The organism is Arthrobacter pigmenti (assembly GCF_011927905.1).
Lineage (GTDB): Bacteria > Actinomycetota > Actinomycetes > Actinomycetales > Micrococcaceae > Arthrobacter_D > Arthrobacter_D pigmenti.
Map to the genome: position 1 here is coordinate 813,922 of NZ_JAATJL010000001.1, position 17,000 is coordinate 830,921.

Sequence of the window (17,000 nt, forward strand, 5' to 3'; positions counted from 1 at the left end):
CAACATGACCACAACAACGACGACGACGGGCGGCGGCACGCGCGAGGACATTCCCTGGGCGGAACTCCGCAAGGCCGCGACGGAGGCGATGCGCAAGGCCTACGTCCCGTACTCAAGGTTCCCGGTGGGGGCAGCCGCACTCACCGAGGACGGGCGTATAGTTTCCGGCTGCAACGTGGAGAACGCGTCCTACGGGCTCACGCTCTGCGCGGAATGCTCCCTGGTCAGCGCGTTGCAGATGACGGGCGGCGGGAAGCTGGCCGCTTTCAGCTGCGTGGACGGCGAGGGCAATGCGCTCATGCCGTGCGGGCGGTGCCGGCAATTGCTGTACGAGTTCCGGGCACCCGGCATGTTGCTGATGACAGTCAGCGGTATCAAGACCATGGATGAGGTGCTGCCGGATGCCTTCGGGCCGCAGAACCTTACTGAAGCAGGCACCGCCTGGACAGGAAGCGCACCATGACCGAAAATTTCGACGCCGTCGACATCATCCGGATCAAGCGAGATAGAGGGACGCTGAGCCCGGCCCAGATCGACTGGACCATCGATGCCTATACCCGTGGTGCTATTGCCGACGAGCAGATGGCCGCGCTGAACATGGCCATCCTGCTGAACGGCATGGACCGCGCGGAGATCTCCCGCTGGACCGCCGCGATGATCGCCAGCGGCGAGCGGATGGACTTCTCGGCGCTTGGGAAGGCCACAAGCGACAAGCACTCCACAGGCGGGGTAGGGGACAAGATCACGCTGCCGCTGGCGCCGCTGGTTGCCGTGTTCGGCGTTGCGGTGCCGCAATTGTCCGGTAGGGGCCTTGGCCACACCGGTGGAACCCTCGACAAGCTCGAGTCCATTCCCGGGTGGCGGGCGCAGCTCTCCAATGACGAGATGATGGCCCAGCTTGCCGACGTCGGCGCCGTCATCTGTGCTGCCGGTGCAGGCCTGGCACCGGCAGACAAGAAGCTTTACGCGCTGCGGGACGTGACGGGTACCGTCGAAGCCATTCCGCTCATCGCCTCCTCGATCATGAGCAAGAAGATCGCCGAGGGGACCGGCTCGCTGGTTCTCGACGTGAAGGTCGGCAGCGGTGCCTTCATGAAGGATGAGGCACAGGCTCGCGAGCTCGCCGAAACCATGGTGGCACTCGGTACTGACGCCGGCGTGAAGACCGTTGCACTCCTGACCAACATGTCCACGCCGCTGGGGCTGACCGCGGGTAACGCAATTGAGGTGGAGGAATCCGTCGAGGTGCTCGCCGGTGGCGGACCGGACGACGTCGTTGAACTCACCGTCAGGCTGGCTCAGGAGATGCTCAGCAGCGCCGGCATGAACGACGCCGATCCAGCCCAGGCGCTCAGGGACGGCCGCGCAATGGACGTCTGGAACCGGATGATCGAGGCACAGGGCGGGGATCCGCGTGCCGCACTTCCCGTCGCCAAGGAATCGGAAACGGTGTATGCGCCGGCCGACGGCGTTCTGGTTGAACTCGATGCGCTCGCCGTCGGCGTTGCGGCCTGGCGCCTTGGTGCCGGCCGCGCGCGGAAGGAGGACGCTGTCCAGGCTGGGGCAGGGGTGCGGCTCCACGCCAAGCCGGGCGCCCACGTCCGCGCCGGCGAACCGCTGATGACGCTCCTGACTGACACCCCGGAGAAGTTTGCGCGTGCGCGCGAGGCGCTGGAAACCGCCGTCGTAATTGCGCCGGATGGATCCAGGCCGTCCCAGCAGCTCATCATCGACCGCATCGCCTGACCGGCAACCCATCGCGTTGACGGGTCATACCGCAGGGGGACTATCCGTGGTGACAAGATCAGCCCTTCGGGCGACGCGGGGGTCTGCGCTTAAACCCTAACCTTGGAGAAAGGCTGGAGCCGGGGGTCTCTCAGGGGGAAACCCCATGGTGGCACCGAATCGATACTGGCATCGTTAGATGTGCCGCATCGGGCTGCTGCGGCACCGAAAGCCAACTATCCAAGGAGCACTGTGGAAGCGATCACTGCTGTGACGAGTGGGCTGAGTGACTTCATCCTCAGCACCGCGGAGCAGCCGTGGGTCTACCTCCTGGTATTCGTGTGCTGCACGGTTGACGGCTTCTTCCCGCCGTTCCCCAGCGAATCCGTAGTGGTGGGATTGGCTTCGCTCGTGATCACCCAGGGCGTTCCCAACAGCTGGCTGCTGATCCTGGTGGCCGCGTTGGGCGCCTTCGTAGGCGACAACATCGCCTACCTGATGGGCAGGGGTATCGGTACCAAGCGGTTCGCCTGGATGCGCAGGCCACGCTCGCAGAAGGCCTTCGAATGGGCAGGCTACGAACTGGAGAAACGCGCCGCCTCCCTCATCCTCGTGGCCCGCTTCATTCCGTTCGGCCGGGTGGCGGTGAACCTCACAGCGGGCGCAACCGGCTACTCACGACGACGGTTCGTTGCCCTCACCGGCATTTCCGCCATCGCGTGGGGCAGCTATTCGGTGGGCATCGGCGCACTCGCCGGCGCCTGGTTCGAGGATAACCACCTGCTGGGCGTGATGGTGGCGATCGCCGTCGCCGTAGTGCTCGGTTTCATTGTGGACCGCGTCATCAGCGCCGTCCGCGGATCCACTCCCGTCCGGCAGCGCCCGGAGCCCCTCCATCCCCGGCAACCCGCCACCACCTTCGTGACGGACCCCGTAACGGATCCCGGAGAGGGCATGGAGGCAGGGGCCGTAGCGCCTGAGGTGCTGGAGGCTGAGTGCGCCACCGCCGCCGTCGACCCGGGTAATCGCGCCTGATTTCCGCCCGCAACTGCACGGTGTGCCAGGCTGCTTCGTGGCGCGTAGTCTTGGCCTGTGACTGAACCTATGACTTCCCTTGCCACTGACATCACCTTTGACATCCGGAGCCTGCCCAAGGTTTCGCTGCATGACCACCTCGACGGTGGGCTCCGTCCTGCCACCATTATCGAGCTGGCCGAAGCCGCCGGCCACCAGCTGCCCTCGACGGATTCCGTAGCGCTCGGCGAATGGTTCCGGGATTCTGCGAACTCCGGGTCCCTGGTCCGCTACCTTGAGACTTTCGACCACACGATCGCGGTCATGCAGACCCGCGAGGGGCTCTCCCGCGTGGCCCGGGAGTTCGTGGAGGACCTGGCTGACGACGGCGTGGTGTACGGCGAGGTGCGCTGGGCACCGGAACAGCACCTCGCGAAGGGCCTGACCCTCGACGAAGCGGTGGAGGCGGTGCAGGAGGGCCTCGACGCCGGGGTGGAAGCCGTGGCCGCTACCGGGCGCACCATCCAGGTGGGCCAGCTGATCACCGCCATGCGCCACGCGGACCGTGGTTTGGAGATCGCCGAGCTCGCCGTCCGCCACCGTGACCGCGGCGCGGTGGGCTTCGACATCGCCGGTGCCGAGGATGGGTTCCCGCCATCCCGCCTCGCAGACGCTTTCACCTACCTCGCGCAGCACCAGTTCCCAGCGACGGTCCACGCCGGCGAGGCTGCCGGAATCGAGAGCATTGTTGACGCGCTCGTCAGCGGCCGCGCCCTGCGCCTTGGGCACGGCGTGCGCATCGCCGAGGACATCACGGTGGAGTACGACGACGCCGCCACCGGTCCCGAAGCCGGCGTGGGCATGGCGACACTCGGCAGGGTTGCCGCCTGGGTACGCGACCGCGGCATTCCGTTGGAGGTCTGCCCCTCGTCGAACCTGCAAACCGGTGCGATCGAGGCCTTCGGCAAGGACATCACAAGCCACCCGATTGACCTGCTCTACCAGCTCGGCTTCAACATCACGGTGAACACCGATAACCGCCTGATGAGCGGCGTCACCCTTACGGATGAGTTCGAACTGCTCGTCGAGACCTTCGACTACGATCTCGATGATCTCCTTGAACTCACCCTGAACGCCGTTGAAGCCGCCTTCCTGCCGTTGGAGAGCCGCACCGCACTCGCCGAACTCATTGGCCAGGGGTACGACTCCGCCAGCGGGGCATGAGCGTAGCCGCACGAACGCCGGGCGCTGCCTTTGAGCGCCTCGTGGAAGTAATTGGGTTGCTGCGCGAACGCTGCCCATGGATGGGCGAGCTGACGCACGAGTCCCTCGCGGAGTACCTCGTCGAGGAGTGCTACGAGTTGCTCGAGGTGATCGAGGGGCCTGACAACGCCGACGAGTTGCGCGCGGAACTGGGCGACGTCCTCCTGCAGGTGGTGCTTCACGCGAGGCTGCAGGAAGAACGTGGCTCCTTCCGGATCACCGACGTCGTCGAGGGCCTGACCGCCAAAATGATCCGGCGAAACTCGCACGTGTTCACAACGGAGGGGGAGCTGAAGCCTGAAGCCGGCGCTACGATTCAGGAGATTGAAGCGGAGTGGCACCGTCGCAAGCGCGCTGAGAAACCGGAAGCGACCTCTCCATTCGAGAGCATTCCGGCGCACCTACCCGCGCTTGCGCTCGCTGCGAAGTCTGTGACCCGCGCCAGGCGCGACGGCGGACACATCGGCACTCCTGCGACCGCTGCGCCCGGCCTAACCTCCGAGGAGGAACTCGGCAGTGTGCTGCTAGACCTGGTGCACGGTGCCGTGGACTCCGGCCTGGACCCGGAGCGCGCGCTGAGGCTGGCGGTGCGCCGCTACCAGGATGAGTACGCGGGTGCTGCCTTGAGGCGGGAATCAGGCAACGTCACGGACGCTCATTGACCGCTGCTTTGAACTAGGCTGAGTACCGAATCCCCCGCGAAGATGCTGTGTAAACCGGCTTGTTACAGCGGTGCGCACGCTTTGCACTGTCCGTACCTGAAGAAGTTTCCACGAAAGCCCAAGAACAGGAGCAATTCCATGGCGATCATTGATGCCATCCACGCACGTGAAATCCTCGACTCCCGCGGAAATCCCACGGTTGAGGTTGAGGTACTGCTCGACGACGACACTTTCGGCCGCGCAGCCGTACCCTCGGGTGCATCCACCGGTGCGTTCGAAGCGAACGAACGCCGTGACGGTGACAAGGACCGCTACCTCGGCAAAGGCGTACTGCAGGCCGTTGAGGCCGTCATCGAGCAGATCCAGCCTGCGCTCCTGGGCTTCGACGCAGGGGACCAGCGTGCCATTGACCAGGCGATGATCGACCTGGACGGCACCGAGAACAAGTCCAACCTCGGCGCGAATTCAATGCTCGGTGTTTCCCTGGCCATTGCGCGCGCCGCAGCTGAGTCCTCCGCACTCCCGCTGTACCGCTACCTGGGAGGCCCGAACGCGCACGTTCTGCCCGTACCCCTGATGAACATCCTGAACGGCGGTTCGCACGCCGATTCCGACGTCGACATCCAGGAATTCATGATCGTTCCGCTGGGTGCCGAGTCCTACTCCGAGGGCCTGCGCTGGGGCGTTGAGGTCTACCACGAGCTGAAGAAGGTATTGAACGAGAAGGGTCTGGCTACCGGTCTTGGCGACGAGGGCGGCTTCGCTCCGAACCTGCCGTCCAACCGCGACGCCCTGGACCTGATCACCTCCGCCATTGAGCGTGCGGGCTACAAGCCGGGAACCGATATCGCTTTCGCACTCGACGTGGCTGCATCCGAGTTCTACAAGGACGGCGCGTACCACTTCGAGGGCAAGACGCTCGATTCCGCCGCGATGCGCTCCTACTACGAGGAGCTGGTCCGCGACTACCCGCTGGTCTCCATCGAGGATCCGCTGGACGAGGAAGACTGGGAAGGCTGGAAGGTGCTCACCGAGTCCCTTGGCGAGAAGGTCCAGCTTGTGGGCGATGACCTGTTTGTCACCAACCCGACGCGCCTCGAGCGCGGCATCAAGGCAGACACCGGCAACTCGCTGCTCGTGAAGGTCAACCAGATCGGCACCCTCAGCGAGACGCTCGACGCCATCTCCCTGGCTCAGCGCTCCGGCTACACCACCATCACCTCGCACCGTTCCGGCGAAACCGAGGACACCACGATCGCGGACATCTGCGTGGCCACCAACGCAGGCCAGATCAAGACCGGCGCTCCCGCACGCTCCGAACGCGTCGCAAAGTACAACCAGCTGCTGCGCATCGAGGAAGAGCTGGACGACGCCGCACGTTACGCCGGCCGTTCTGCTTTCCCGCGTTTCACTGCCTGATCGGCGGGGCATCGGGCGCTACCCTCGTTAAGCAGGTAGCCGTCAGCAGTTGAAGGCTCTGATGGAACAGCGAAGCGTGAGCAAGGAGCCCGATGTCCACCCGACGCCCCAGCGTTCCGCGCACCGTGCGAACCGGCGGGCAGCGAGAGTCACCACCGTTGAAGCGCCCTGGCGCCCAGGGCGCTTCAACGCAGACCGGCAAGCAAGCCAGCCACCACAGCGCAGCCGGGAAAGACGCGGGCAAAGCCCCGCAGACTCCTCATAAGGCAGACAGCGGAGCACAACGGAAGAAGACATCACCCTCGGAGAATCGTGCCGCGGAGCGTTCCCAGCTCGCCGGCGCAATCCGAACCGCCAGGACGCCTTTCCGCCGCTCCTCGGAGCGCGCGATCGTTCCAGCCGAGGACGCTGAGCCGATCCCTGCCAAAGCCTTTTCCGGCAGGCTGTTGGCACTCGCTGTCGTACTGATCACGATCACCGTGCTGCTGGCACCTTCCATCCGTACGTACCTTCAGCAGCGGGCGGAGACCGAAGCGCTGCAGGAGCGGATCACCGCGCTCGAACAGGAGCAGGGGAACCTGCAGACGCAGATCGCCCGGTGGGATGATCCTGCTTACATTCGGCAGCAGGCGAGGGACAGGCTGTTCCTCGTCATGCCGGGAGAGACCCGCTATCTCGTCAAGGGCGGCACTGACATTGAGCCATCCGAGGAACAGCAGTCAGCGGCGGCGCCGCAGGACCTGCCGTGGGCGGACGCCCTGTGGGAATCTGTGGAGCGGGCGGCCACCGACTAACCTTGGTCTGTGCAGGAGTACACAGCCACAGGAAGGACCGCCGTGACGGAACCGAACGCGCTCGCGCCCACCGCGGCTGATTTGGAGACGCTGAGCCGGCAGTTGGGACGCCCGGTGCGTGACGTCGTCGAAATCGGCGCACGCTGTGTGTGCGGCAACCCGCTGGTTGCGACCACCGCTCCACGGCTTGCGAACGGAATCCCCTTTCCCACCACGTACTACCTAACGCATCCCGTTATCACCGCAGCGGTTTCGCGGCTGGAAGCGGCGGGAACCATGGCCGAGATGACAGCGCGCCTGGAGCAGGACGAAGCCCTCGCGGCCCGGTATCGGGAAGCCCACGAAGCGTACCTGCGGGCCCGCGCGGAGGTAGGCACCCGCAGCGGGATTGGCGCCGTGCCGGAGATCGACGGCGTTTCGGCGGGCGGGATGCCTGGCCGCGTCAAATGCCTCCACGTCCTGGTGGGTCACTCGCTTGCCGCAGGTCCGGGCGTCAACCCGCTCGGGGATGAGGCGCTCGCGGCGATCGTTGAATGGTGGACACCTGACCGGTGCCAATGCCACGGAGCGTGGGACACCACGGGCGTTGCGCCGGTCCGAGACCTTAGCCGGCATGTGAAGACGCAGGGGCTGAGCCCGGAGGAACTGGACAGGAAACGCGCCGAACGCCGAACCGGTGAAGGGAAGGCCTGACATGCGTACTGCAGCGGTAGATTGCGGAACAAATTCCATCCGCCTGTTAATAGCGGATATCGACTACGACGGCCGGCTGGCCGACGTCGTACGCCTTATGCGTGTGGTGAGGCTCGGCCAGGGAGTGGATGCCACGGGCATGCTCGCCCCCGAAGCGCTGGAACGGACCTTCGCAGCGGTGGATGAGTATGCAGGCCTGATCGCGGAGAATGCGGTGGATCGTGTGCGGTTCGTGGCGACCTCGGCCACGCGTGATGCGAGTAACCGGGATGAGTTCATCGATGGCGTCCGGACCCGCCTTGGCGTGGAGCCTGAGGTGGTCAGCGGCAGTGAAGAGGCGGAGCTGTCCTTCGCGGGCGCCTCGAGCGTCCTGCAGAGTGAAGCGGATGAGCCGATCCTCGTTGTGGACCTGGGCGGCGGAAGCACCGAGTTTGTCGTGGGTTCCCACGGGCGGGTCACGGCTGCGCGCAGCATGGACATGGGGTGCGTCCGCTTCACAGAACGATTCCTGCCCTCAGATCCGCCTACGGACACGGAAATCGCAGCTGCCGAGGCCGAGGTCGGCCGGATGATCGACGAAGCGAACGAAGCAGTCGACCTTGCTTCTGTTCGGGGGATCATCGGTGTTGCGGGAAGCATTACAACCGTCACGGCACACGCACTGAAACTTCCCGAGTATTCATCGGATCGCATCCACGGCGCCATGCTCAGCGTTGCCGAAGTCCACGACGCCGCTACGTCCCTGCTGCACCTGTCCCGGTCGCAGCGGGCCGCGCTGCCGTACATGCACCCCGGCCGGGTTGACGTCATTGGCGCCGGAGCCCTGATCTGGCGCACGATTGTCCGCAGGGTCGCCGAGGCGACCGATGGCCGGGTGCAGGGCGCCCTGGCAAGCGAGCATGACATCCTCGACGGCATCGCCCTCAGCGCTGCTGCGCAGGAACGGGTGCAGAAGTGACCGCTTCTTCAGCCCAGGTGCGCGGTGTGCGGCCCCTGGCCGCCGTCGTCGCGATCTTCCTGGGTTTCAGCGCAACCGTAGTTGCTCCGGTCGATGCCGCGCACGCGCACGGGGCCGAGCTCCGCGAACGCGAGTACTGGCTCGAGGACTACGGCATCAAGGAGGCCTGGGAAAGCACACGGGGGAAGGGTGTCACGGTTGCAGTCATCGACAGCGGCGTGGACGGCAGTCATCCCGACCTTGAAGGCGTGGTGGTCGGCGGGACGGATGTTTCCGGCGCCGGAGCACCCAACGGGCAGGAGGGCCTCGGGGAAGTGCCCGAGCACGGCACGCTGGTCGCCAGCCTCCTCGCCGGGCGCGGACACGTTCCCGAGGAGGAACCCGATGCTTCCCCGTCACCGTCCGCGTCACCCTCTGCATCTGCTTCACCGTCCGCCGAACCGGAGGAGGACCCGGTGGGCCGCGGGCCCGACGGCGTGATCGGGGTTGCGCCCGAAGCGGACCTGCTTGCCGTCTCGCTCTGGATCGGCGGTGAGTCCAGCGGCCCCAACCCGGCAGGGATCAGCATCGATGACCAGATTCCCAACGCCGTGCGCTGGGCCGTGGATAACGGGGCCTCCGTGATCAACATGTCCCTGGGCAGTACGTCTCCCACCTGGCCCGAAAGCTGGGACGAAGCATTCCTTTATGCGGAACAGAACGACGTCGTAATCGTCGCCGCGGCGGGCAACCGCGCCGGCGGTTCGGTGCAGGTTGGCGCTCCCGCGACCATGCCGGGTGTCCTTGCGGTAGGCGGGCTCGACGCCGATGGCAAGGCAAGCCGCGAATCCTCCTCGGAAGGCATCAGCATCGGGATCGCAGCCCCGGCGGAGAACCTGGTCGGTGCACTGCCGGGAGGGCTTTACGCGGCCAAGTGGTCCGGAACTTCCGGGGCCGCTCCGCTGGTGTCCGGTGTGGCCGCCCTGATTCGTTCGAAGTATCCGGACCTGACTGCCCCGCAGGTCATCAACCGGATCATCATGACGGCGAAGGATGCCGGAGTGCCTGGGAAAGACACCATCTACGGGCACGGCATCCTCGATGCCGCAGCTGCGGTGAACGCGGACCTCGACGTGCCTGCCGAACCGCTGCTGGGTGCCGGCGGCGTGGTGAGCATGGCGCAGTTCATCGAGACCTATCGGCGGGGTGAGGCGCCGCCACCGCCATCCCCGGCGCCACCAGCCCCGGCCGAGCCCCTGCCGGACATTCCTGAGCCAACCGTTCCCGTTGCCGAGGAACGAGCGGCGTCGTCCACCTCACTGCCCGCGTTGATCGTTTTCGGCTTCGGTGGCGTGATCCTCCTGATCCTTTTGGGCGGCACCTACCAGGTTGTCAGGGTCTATAGGGGAACCGCGTCGGGAGGGGAACCGGAAGCTTCCGCGGGGGCGCCGGACGCGGAGAAATTCGCGGCAGAAGGCGTCTCGCAGGACGGCCCATCGGCCTCCCGGTAACGCTAGTGAAGATTTTCACAAAGTCCGGTAGGCTGGTTCCATGGCTCAAACCCCCAAGTTTTCTGATCGTCCCCGGATCCTTGTTGTCGGCGGCGGCTACGTTGGTTTGTACGTAGCGCACAAGCTGCAGAAGAAGGTGAAGGCCCACGGCGGCATTGTGACCCTCGTGGATCCTTTGCCCTACATGACCTACCAGCCGTTCCTGCCGGAGGTCGCCGGCGGAAACATCGAGGCGCGCCACGCCGTCGTCTCGCACCGCATGCACCTCACCGACACTGAGCTGATCACCGGAAAGGTCACCCGCGTCAATCACGGGTCCCGCACCGCTGTGGTGGAACCATCGGACGGCAGCGAGCCCTTTGAACTGACCTACCGCGACGTCGTGATCTCGGCCGGGGCGATCACGCGCACCTTCCCGATCGAGGGGCTGGCTGATGAAGGCATCGGCCTGAAGACCATCGAGGAAGCTGTGGCGCTGCGTAACCAGCTCCTGGAACGCATTGAAACCGGTTCGCTGATGGAACCGGGACCGGAGCGTGACCGGGCGCTGACCTTCGTCGTCGTTGGCGGTGGATTCGCGGGGATCGAGGCCCTGGCCGAGATGGAGGACCTTGCGCGGGCTGCCGTGAAGAAGAACCACAGGCTGGGGCGCTCCGACATCCGCTTTGTCCTCGTCGAGGCCCTGGACCGGATCATGCCCGAGGTCACCGAGGACCAGGCCAAGTGGGTTGTTGAGCACCTGCGCTCGCGCGGCGTACAGGTGAAGCTCAATACCTCGTTGGCCAGTGCGAAGGACGGCAAGCTCAAGCTGATCAACATGCCGGACAAGACGCCCGCCGATGAGTTCGAGACCGACACCCTCGTGTGGACCGCCGGCGTGCAGGCCAATCCGTTTGTCCGCAACACTGACTTCCCGATCGACGAGCGCGGGAGGGTCCGCGCTAATCCCGAGCTGCGCATCACCGGTGACGACGGTCCGCTGGACGGCGCGTGGACTGCCGGTGACGTCTCGGCTGTTCCTGATCTTTCGGGCGGCGGTGTGGGCGGTTTCTGCGTGCCCAACGCGCAGCACGCAGTCCGTCAGGCGAAGCTCCTCGCAGACAACATCTACGCCGAGCGCTACGGTGTGGGCCGGGTCCGCGAGTACAAGCACAAGAACCTGGGCGCGGTTGCGGGCTTCGGCCAGTACAAGGGCGTAGCCAACATCATGGGCTTCGGTTTGCGCGGGCTTCCCGCCTGGCTGGCCCACCGCGGCTATCACGGAATGGCCATGCCGATGTTCGAGCGAAAGTTCCGCGTGGTTACCAACTGGATCCTTGGCTTCGTGTTCGGACGCGACACCACCCAGCTGATGGACCTGCAGACCCCGCGCCGCGCGTTCCACGAGGCGGCAACGCCTCCGCCGAAAAAGCAGGAAACACCCTCGCTGGACAAGGACCGCACCGAGGACACGGAGAAGGCCAAGCCAAAGGCGAAAGCCAAGGCTTAGCTTTCATAGGCAGCACACGACGGCGGCACCCACCCAGGGTGCCGCCGTCGTCGTTTAACCGGCTATAGTTCTCGATCGTGATCATTCGCGCTGAAACCCTCGCCGACCGGCCGGCTGCATTGTCCGTCATCGAGGCGGCGTTCGGGTCGCCTGGGAAGGCGCGGCCCATCGAGGCAGCACTCCTGGAGCAGTTGTGGGAGTGCCCGGCTTATTTGCCTGAGCTTTCGCTTGTTGCAGAGGACGACGACGGCGTCGTGTGCGGGTATGTCATCACCACACGTGCGCGGATCGGGGAGGTTTCATCTCTCGGGCTCGGGCCCATCGGGGTGCTTCCGTCGCAGCAGGGCAGGGGAGTGGGGCGGCTGCTGGTCGACGGCTCCATTGAGAGGGCCGCGGGCTTGGGGGAGGTCTCGCTCGTGCTGCTCGGAAGTCCCAGCTTCTACGGACGGTTCGGTTTTGTCCGGGCCGATGTCCGCGGTGTGCTTCCGCCGGAGCCGGCGTGGGGCGAGGACTTCATGATCCGGGCGCTGGGAGAATCGCCGATTCCCACGGGTCCGTTCCGCTATGCCGAGCCCTTCGACGGCCTCTGACAAGGGTTCTCGGCAGCACCGTCGACGGCCAGACAAGGTGCGTTCACTACCGCACGGAGCTCGACGTCGTCGCGATCAGCTTCAAATGCTGCGGTGAGTTCTACCCCTGCCACCTGTGCCACGAAGAAGGCGCCGGGCACGAGGCGGCGGTGTGGCCTCAGACGGCGTGGAACACGGAGGCGATCCTGTGCGGAGTGTGCCGGGAGACGCTGAGCATTGAACGGTACTTCGAGGTGGACGGATGTCCCTCGTGCAGCGCGCCGTTCAATCCGCGGTGCAGGTTGCACAAGCACCTCTACTTCGAGGTTTAGCCAGTTGTGCGTAGCGGTGCCCCAGGTGGGACTCGAACCCACACTGTGAAGATTTTAAGTCTCCTGCCTCTGCCATTGGGCTACTGGGGCGGAACGGCATGACCTGCTCATGCGTCCCATCAAGGATACGCGACCCCGTTACGCCACCATGCGCTCCAGCGCGGTGTGAAGCGCAATCCAAAACGGCTGTGATGAGCGTTACAAGGATGTAATCAGATTCTCTTATCTTGGGCGAGTTTTTGCATTAGCTTTTTCACATACCAGGAACACCTGGTGATCGCATCAAAGGCTCATCATGCCTTTCGATCGAGGAGATAAATTCCATGACAGCAACACGTAACTCCGCGCGGTTCAGCATCGGGGGAAGTGCTCCGCGCGCTGCGAAGATTGCCGCCCTCAGCTTGGGCGTTGCTCTCTTCGCGTCTGCCTGCGGTGGAAACCCCACCCCCGAAGAAGAAGGCGGAGAGTCTTCGGCACCGGCAGCAACGGGGCTGACCTGCCCCGAGAGTCAGGGCGGCGAAGCGCCCCCTCCCGGCGAGAAGGGCGATCCAAGCGCCGTTCCCGAGGCTGAAACCACCTCTGATGCTCCGCTGGTCCTCGGGTCCATCCTGCCCACCACAGGAGCCCTCGCGTTCCTCGGCCCGCCGGAAATCGCGGGTGTGAACCTCGCAGTACAGGAAATCAACGAGGCCGGCGGCGTGCTTGGCCAGGACATCGAGATCATTCACCGGGATTCCGGTGACACCACCACGGACATCGCCACCCAGTCCGTGACTGACCTGCTGTCACAGGATGTCAGCGCGATCATCGGTGCGGCGTCCTCCGGCGTTTCGCAGACGGTGATCCAGCAGATCACCGGCGCGGGTGTCATCCAGATGTCCCCGGCGAACACGTCACCTGACTTCACCACCGCTGACGACAACGGTCTCTACTGGCGCACAGCTCCCTCCGATGTTCTGCAGGGCCGTGTGCTCGGCAACTACATCATGGCGTGTGGCGCCCAGACCGTCGGCATGATCGTCCTGAATGACGCCTACGGTACCGGCCTCGCAGCCAGCATCACCGACGCGGTTGAGAGCGCCGGCGGGCAGATCGTGGCCGAGGAGATGTTCAACGAGGGCGATTCGCAGTTCAGCAGCCAGGTGGACTCACTTGTTGCGGCCGCTCCTGATGCCTACGTGGTCATCAGCTTCGACCAGGCCAATAGCATCATCCCGCTGATGACGGGCGCAGGCGTGGATCCGAACGCAATGTTCTTCGTGGACGGCAACACCGCAGACTACAGCGAAGACCTTGAGCCAGGCACCATGGAAGGCGCGCAGGGCACCCAGCCCGGTTCCTTCGCCGGTGACGAGTTCAAGGCCGCCCTCGCCGAGATCGATCCCAACCTGGATGTGTGGAACTACGCAGGTGAAAGCTATGACGCCGTGAACCTCATCGCTCTGGCAGCAGATGCTGCGGGAAGCATCGAGGGAGCGGACATCGCAGCGGAGCTTGAGGCTGTGTCGAAGGAAGGCACGGAGTGCTTCGACTTCGCAGGCTGCATTACACTCCAGCGCAACGGTGAAGATATCGACTACCAGGGTATTTCCGGTCCCATCACCTTCGATGAGAACGGTGACCCGACAGAAGCCTTCATCGGCATCTACGAGTTCGACGAGAACAACGTACCGCAGCCCTACCGTTCCGAGTCCGGACAGCTGTAGGACAGCACGCAGTAGCTATTCACTCGCACAGACAAAGAAGCCCTTCCCCAGCCAGGGGAAGGGCTTCTTTGGTGCAAGCCGCTCTACGCAGTGTCTGCGAGGGTTCCGAGGTACAGCTGGATGACCTTCGGATCCTTCATGAGTTCACGCCCGGTGCCCGTGTAGGCGTCCTTGCCCTGGTCGAGGACGTAGGCGCGGTCGCAGATCTGCAGGCACCGCCGGGCGTTCTGCTCCACCATGATGACCGAGACACCGGCACGGTTGATCTCGTGCACACGCAGGAAGGTTTCGTCCTGCTTGACCGGTGAGAGCCCGGCGGAGGGTTCGTCCAGCAGCAGCACGGCCGGTTCCATCATGAGCGCACGGCCCATGGCAACCATCTGGCGCTCGCCGCCGGACAAGGATCCCGCGCGTTGTGCACGCCGCTTCCCGAGTTCGGGGAACAGGTCAGTGACGAATTCGAACCGCTTCTTGAAGTCCTTGGACCGCTGGTACATCCCCATCTCGAGGTTTTCCTCGATGGTGAGGGTGGCAAAGACGTTGTTGTTCTGCGGGACGAACCCCACGCCACGGCTGACCAGTTTGTTGGCCTTCAGCCCGGTGATGTCCTGATCCCGAACCACCACGGTGCCGGAATGTACTTTCACCAGCCCGAACATGGCCTTGAGCAGCGTGGACTTGCCTGCGCCGTTAGGCCCGATGATGCCGATCAATTCTCCCGATCGCGCCTCGATCGAGCAGCCATTGAGGATGTTCACACCGGGAAGGTATCCGGCCACGAGGTCCGTAACTTTTACAACTGACTTTCCCGCCGGTTCCGCTGAACCGGCCCCGCCAGGGGTTTCCGGTGCTTCGCTCATGGCCGCTTCTCCTCTGTGCCGCGGTGTCCCGCTTCAGTGATCTTGGTGTGGTGATGGTCAAGGAGGCCCGCGTTGTCGGTTCCGATCACAGACTCCTCATCATGCGACAGTTCAACCTCGAGCATCTCGACACCGTGGGAGTCGCCCAGGTCAACGTCGTGGTGGGCACCCAGATAGGCATCGATCACAGCCGGATCCTTCATGACGACGCCGGGAGTTCCCTCAGCCACCACGCGGCCTTCCGCCATGACAACCACCCAGTCGGCAACATGGCGGACCATGTGCATGTCGTGCTCCACGAAAAGGACCGTCATGCCCTCTGCCTTCAGGTTCTTGATGTGGTCAAGGAGCGACTGCGTGAGCGCAGGGTTCACCCCAGCCATCGGCTCGTCGAGCATGACCAGCCGCGGGCGGACCATCAGCGCACGCGCCATTTCGAGCAGCTTGCGCTGGCCGCCCGAGAGCGACGCAGCGTAGTCATCGGTTTTTGTGTCCAACTTGAACTTCTTGAGCAGGACCTCCGCCTGCGCGGTGATCTCCTTCTCCCTGCCGCCCCACAAGCCCTTGAACAGTGCCCGCAGGAGGCTCTCACCAGGCTGGTCCTTGGCGCCCAGCCGCATGTTCTCCATGACGGTGAGCTTGCCCATCACCTTGGTCAGCTGGAACGTGCGCACCATGCCGAGTCGCGCCACCTTGTAGGGTGCCACGCCTTCGAGTGAGTGTCCGTCGAACTGCCATTCGCCGCTCTGGGGTGTGTCGAACCCGGTGAGGAGATTGAAGAGCGTGGTCTTGCCCGCGCCGTTCGGTCCGATGAGCGCCGTGATCTTGTTACGCGGAATTTCGAGGTACTCGACGTCGACGGCGTTGATGCCGCCGAAGCTGCGGGTCACGTTCTTCGCGGTGACGATTGGGTCCCGCTTGCGGCATCCGGGGCCGGGCGTCTCGGCCGCGATGGGCCGTGAATCGGTCATATGGTCTACCGCCTCGGGCGAGGCTTCGGCTCGTTCCTGCGGAAGTTGTTCCCTGGAAGCGTGTTCAGTCATGCGAACGCCAACTCCTTCTTGTTTCCGAGCACGCCCTGCGGCCTGAAGATCATGAGCAGCATGAGCGCCACACCCACGAGGATGTAGCGGAGCTGTCCGGCCTGGACGTTGGTGAGGAATGTGATGGCGCCGATCTCAATGGCGCCGAACAGGAGGCTCTGGGTCAGCGAGAGAACCACCCAGAAGATCATGGCGCCGAGGACCGGGCCAAGCACCGTGGCCATGCCGCCTAGCAGCAGGACCGTGTACAGGAAGAACGTCAGTTCGGTCGAATAGTTCGCGGGCTGCACGGCACCGCGGGGGAGCGTGAAGATCATCCCCGCGACAGTGCCCATGAGGCCGCCCAGGATCAGGGCCTGCATCTTGTAGGCGTACACGTTCTTCCCAAGTGAGCGGACGGCGTTCTCGTCCTCGCGGATGCCCTTCAGCACACGTCCCCAGGGGCTGCGCATGAGCAGCCAGACGGCCACGCACGCCAGCGCCACGATCGTCCAGCCGACAACCCGGATGAAGAAGCCGTCCTCGTTCATACCGACCGGGCCGATGTTGTAGTTCCCGTCCGGGAAGGGATTGAGTGCGAAGAACCCGTTCTCGAAACCGCCCGCAAGACCGTTCGCCGAACCCGTGACGTTGGTGAGTCCGTTCGTCGTAACGATATACCGCACAATTTCAGCGGCCGCGATCGTCACGATCGCAAGATAATCAGCGCGTAGCCGCAGCGTTGGAATACCGAGTACGACGGCGAAAATCACCGAAGCGAGCAACGCCACCAACACTGCCACAGGCAGTGGAGCGTTGAACGTGAGGGTCGAGATGGCGTAACCGTACGCGCCCATGGCCATGAACCCTGCCTGGCCGAAGTTGAGCAGTCCGGTGTAACCGAAGTGAACGGCCAGGCCAAGCGCGGCGAGGGCGTATGCCGCCGTCGTCGGGCTGATCATCTCGCCGAAAGCGAGGGAGAAGATGTTAGCGAAATCCATGCT

Annotated in this window: 16 protein-coding genes, 1 tRNA gene and 1 pseudogene; 14 read left to right on the forward strand and 4 right to left on the reverse strand. The window is 64.5% G+C overall.

Annotated elements, in window-relative coordinates:
* The first annotated feature begins 4 nt into the window (after positions 1–4).
* The 13 genes and pseudogenes from BJ994_RS03855 (at position 5) to BJ994_RS03915 (ending at position 12,408) form a co-directional block, all read left to right on the forward strand.
* Positions 5–463, forward strand: coding sequence for a cytidine deaminase (locus BJ994_RS03855; RefSeq protein ID WP_167991661.1), 459 nt, complete (start codon positions 5–7; stop codon positions 461–463).
* Complete coding sequence (locus BJ994_RS03860; protein ID WP_167991663.1) at positions 460–1,746, forward strand: thymidine phosphorylase; 1,287 nt, start codon at positions 460–462, stop codon at positions 1,744–1,746. Before BJ994_RS03855 ends, BJ994_RS03860 begins: the two co-directional genes overlap by 4 nt.
* 249 nt (positions 1,747–1,995) lie before the next feature.
* Positions 1,996–2,607: pseudogene (locus BJ994_RS03865) on the forward strand (DedA family protein); the annotation flags it as partial.
* A gap of 222 nt (positions 2,608–2,829) precedes the next feature.
* Positions 2,830–3,963 (forward strand): adenosine deaminase, encoded by a 1,134-nt coding sequence (locus BJ994_RS03870; protein ID WP_167995830.1) that lies wholly within the window; start codon positions 2,830–2,832, stop codon positions 3,961–3,963.
* Entirely contained in the window at positions 3,960–4,664 is a 705-nt protein-coding gene (locus tag BJ994_RS03875) for a MazG nucleotide pyrophosphohydrolase domain-containing protein (protein WP_245192243.1), read from the forward strand. The genes BJ994_RS03870 and BJ994_RS03875 overlap by 4 nt, the downstream gene beginning before the upstream one ends.
* 138 nt (positions 4,665–4,802) lie before the next feature.
* Positions 4,803–6,083: a phosphopyruvate hydratase gene (gene eno / locus BJ994_RS03880; RefSeq protein WP_167991668.1), complete on the forward strand. Its 1,281-nt coding sequence runs from the start codon at positions 4,803–4,805 to the stop codon at positions 6,081–6,083.
* Positions 6,084–6,175: 92 nt separating this feature from the next.
* Positions 6,176–6,877, forward strand: coding sequence for an FtsB family cell division protein (locus tag BJ994_RS03885; RefSeq protein WP_167991670.1), 702 nt, complete (start codon positions 6,176–6,178; stop codon positions 6,875–6,877).
* A 42-nt stretch (positions 6,878–6,919) separates the two neighbouring features.
* Positions 6,920–7,570: a DUF501 domain-containing protein gene (locus tag BJ994_RS03890; protein WP_342450270.1), complete on the forward strand. Its 651-nt coding sequence runs from the start codon at positions 6,920–6,922 to the stop codon at positions 7,568–7,570.
* A gap of 1 nt (position 7,571) precedes the next feature.
* Complete coding sequence (locus BJ994_RS03895) at positions 7,572–8,528, forward strand: Ppx/GppA phosphatase family protein (RefSeq protein ID WP_167991674.1); 957 nt, start codon at positions 7,572–7,574, stop codon at positions 8,526–8,528.
* Positions 8,525–10,018 carry a S8 family serine peptidase gene (locus BJ994_RS03900; protein ID WP_342450271.1) on the forward strand — a complete coding sequence of 498 codons (1,494 nt, stop codon included), beginning with the start codon at positions 8,525–8,527 and terminating at the stop codon, positions 10,016–10,018. The genes BJ994_RS03895 and BJ994_RS03900 overlap by 4 nt, the downstream gene beginning before the upstream one ends.
* A 40-nt stretch (positions 10,019–10,058) precedes the next feature.
* Complete coding sequence (locus BJ994_RS03905; RefSeq protein WP_167991675.1) at positions 10,059–11,507, forward strand: NAD(P)/FAD-dependent oxidoreductase; 1,449 nt, start codon at positions 10,059–10,061, stop codon at positions 11,505–11,507.
* Positions 11,508–11,584: 77 nt separating this feature from the next.
* Entirely contained in the window at positions 11,585–12,097 is a 513-nt protein-coding gene (locus BJ994_RS03910) for a GNAT family N-acetyltransferase (RefSeq protein WP_167991678.1), read from the forward strand.
* Complete coding sequence (locus BJ994_RS03915) at positions 12,007–12,408, forward strand: CHY zinc finger protein (RefSeq protein ID WP_342450272.1); 402 nt, start codon at positions 12,007–12,009, stop codon at positions 12,406–12,408. Before BJ994_RS03910 ends, BJ994_RS03915 begins: the two co-directional genes overlap by 91 nt.
* Positions 12,409–12,425: 17 nt before the next feature.
* Here the strand turns inward: BJ994_RS03915 and BJ994_RS03920 are convergent.
* A tRNA-Leu gene (locus tag BJ994_RS03920) sits at positions 12,426–12,498 on the reverse strand.
* 233 nt (positions 12,499–12,731) lie between these two features.
* Between BJ994_RS03920 and BJ994_RS03925 the strand changes: the two genes are divergently transcribed.
* On the forward strand, positions 12,732–14,114 hold the full coding sequence (locus BJ994_RS03925; protein ID WP_167991681.1) for an ABC transporter substrate-binding protein: 1,383 nt from the start codon (positions 12,732–12,734) through the stop codon (positions 14,112–14,114).
* An 83-nt stretch (positions 14,115–14,197) separates the two neighbouring features.
* Here the strand turns inward: BJ994_RS03925 and BJ994_RS03930 are convergent, their stop codons facing one another.
* The 3 genes from BJ994_RS03930 to BJ994_RS03940 form a co-directional block, all read right to left on the reverse strand.
* The gene (locus BJ994_RS03930; protein WP_167991683.1) at positions 14,198–14,974 is read right to left on the reverse strand and encodes an ABC transporter ATP-binding protein; all 777 of its coding nucleotides are present in this window, start codon (positions 14,972–14,974) and stop codon (positions 14,198–14,200) included.
* Complete coding sequence (locus BJ994_RS03935; RefSeq protein ID WP_209067381.1) at positions 14,971–15,945, reverse strand: ABC transporter ATP-binding protein; 975 nt, start codon at positions 15,943–15,945, stop codon at positions 14,971–14,973. Before BJ994_RS03935 ends, BJ994_RS03930 begins: the two co-directional genes overlap by 4 nt.
* A 68-nt stretch (positions 15,946–16,013) precedes the next feature.
* On the reverse strand, positions 16,014–16,997 hold the full coding sequence (locus tag BJ994_RS03940) for a branched-chain amino acid ABC transporter permease (protein WP_167991688.1): 984 nt from the start codon (positions 16,995–16,997) through the stop codon (positions 16,014–16,016).
* Positions 16,998–17,000 lie beyond the last annotated feature (3 nt).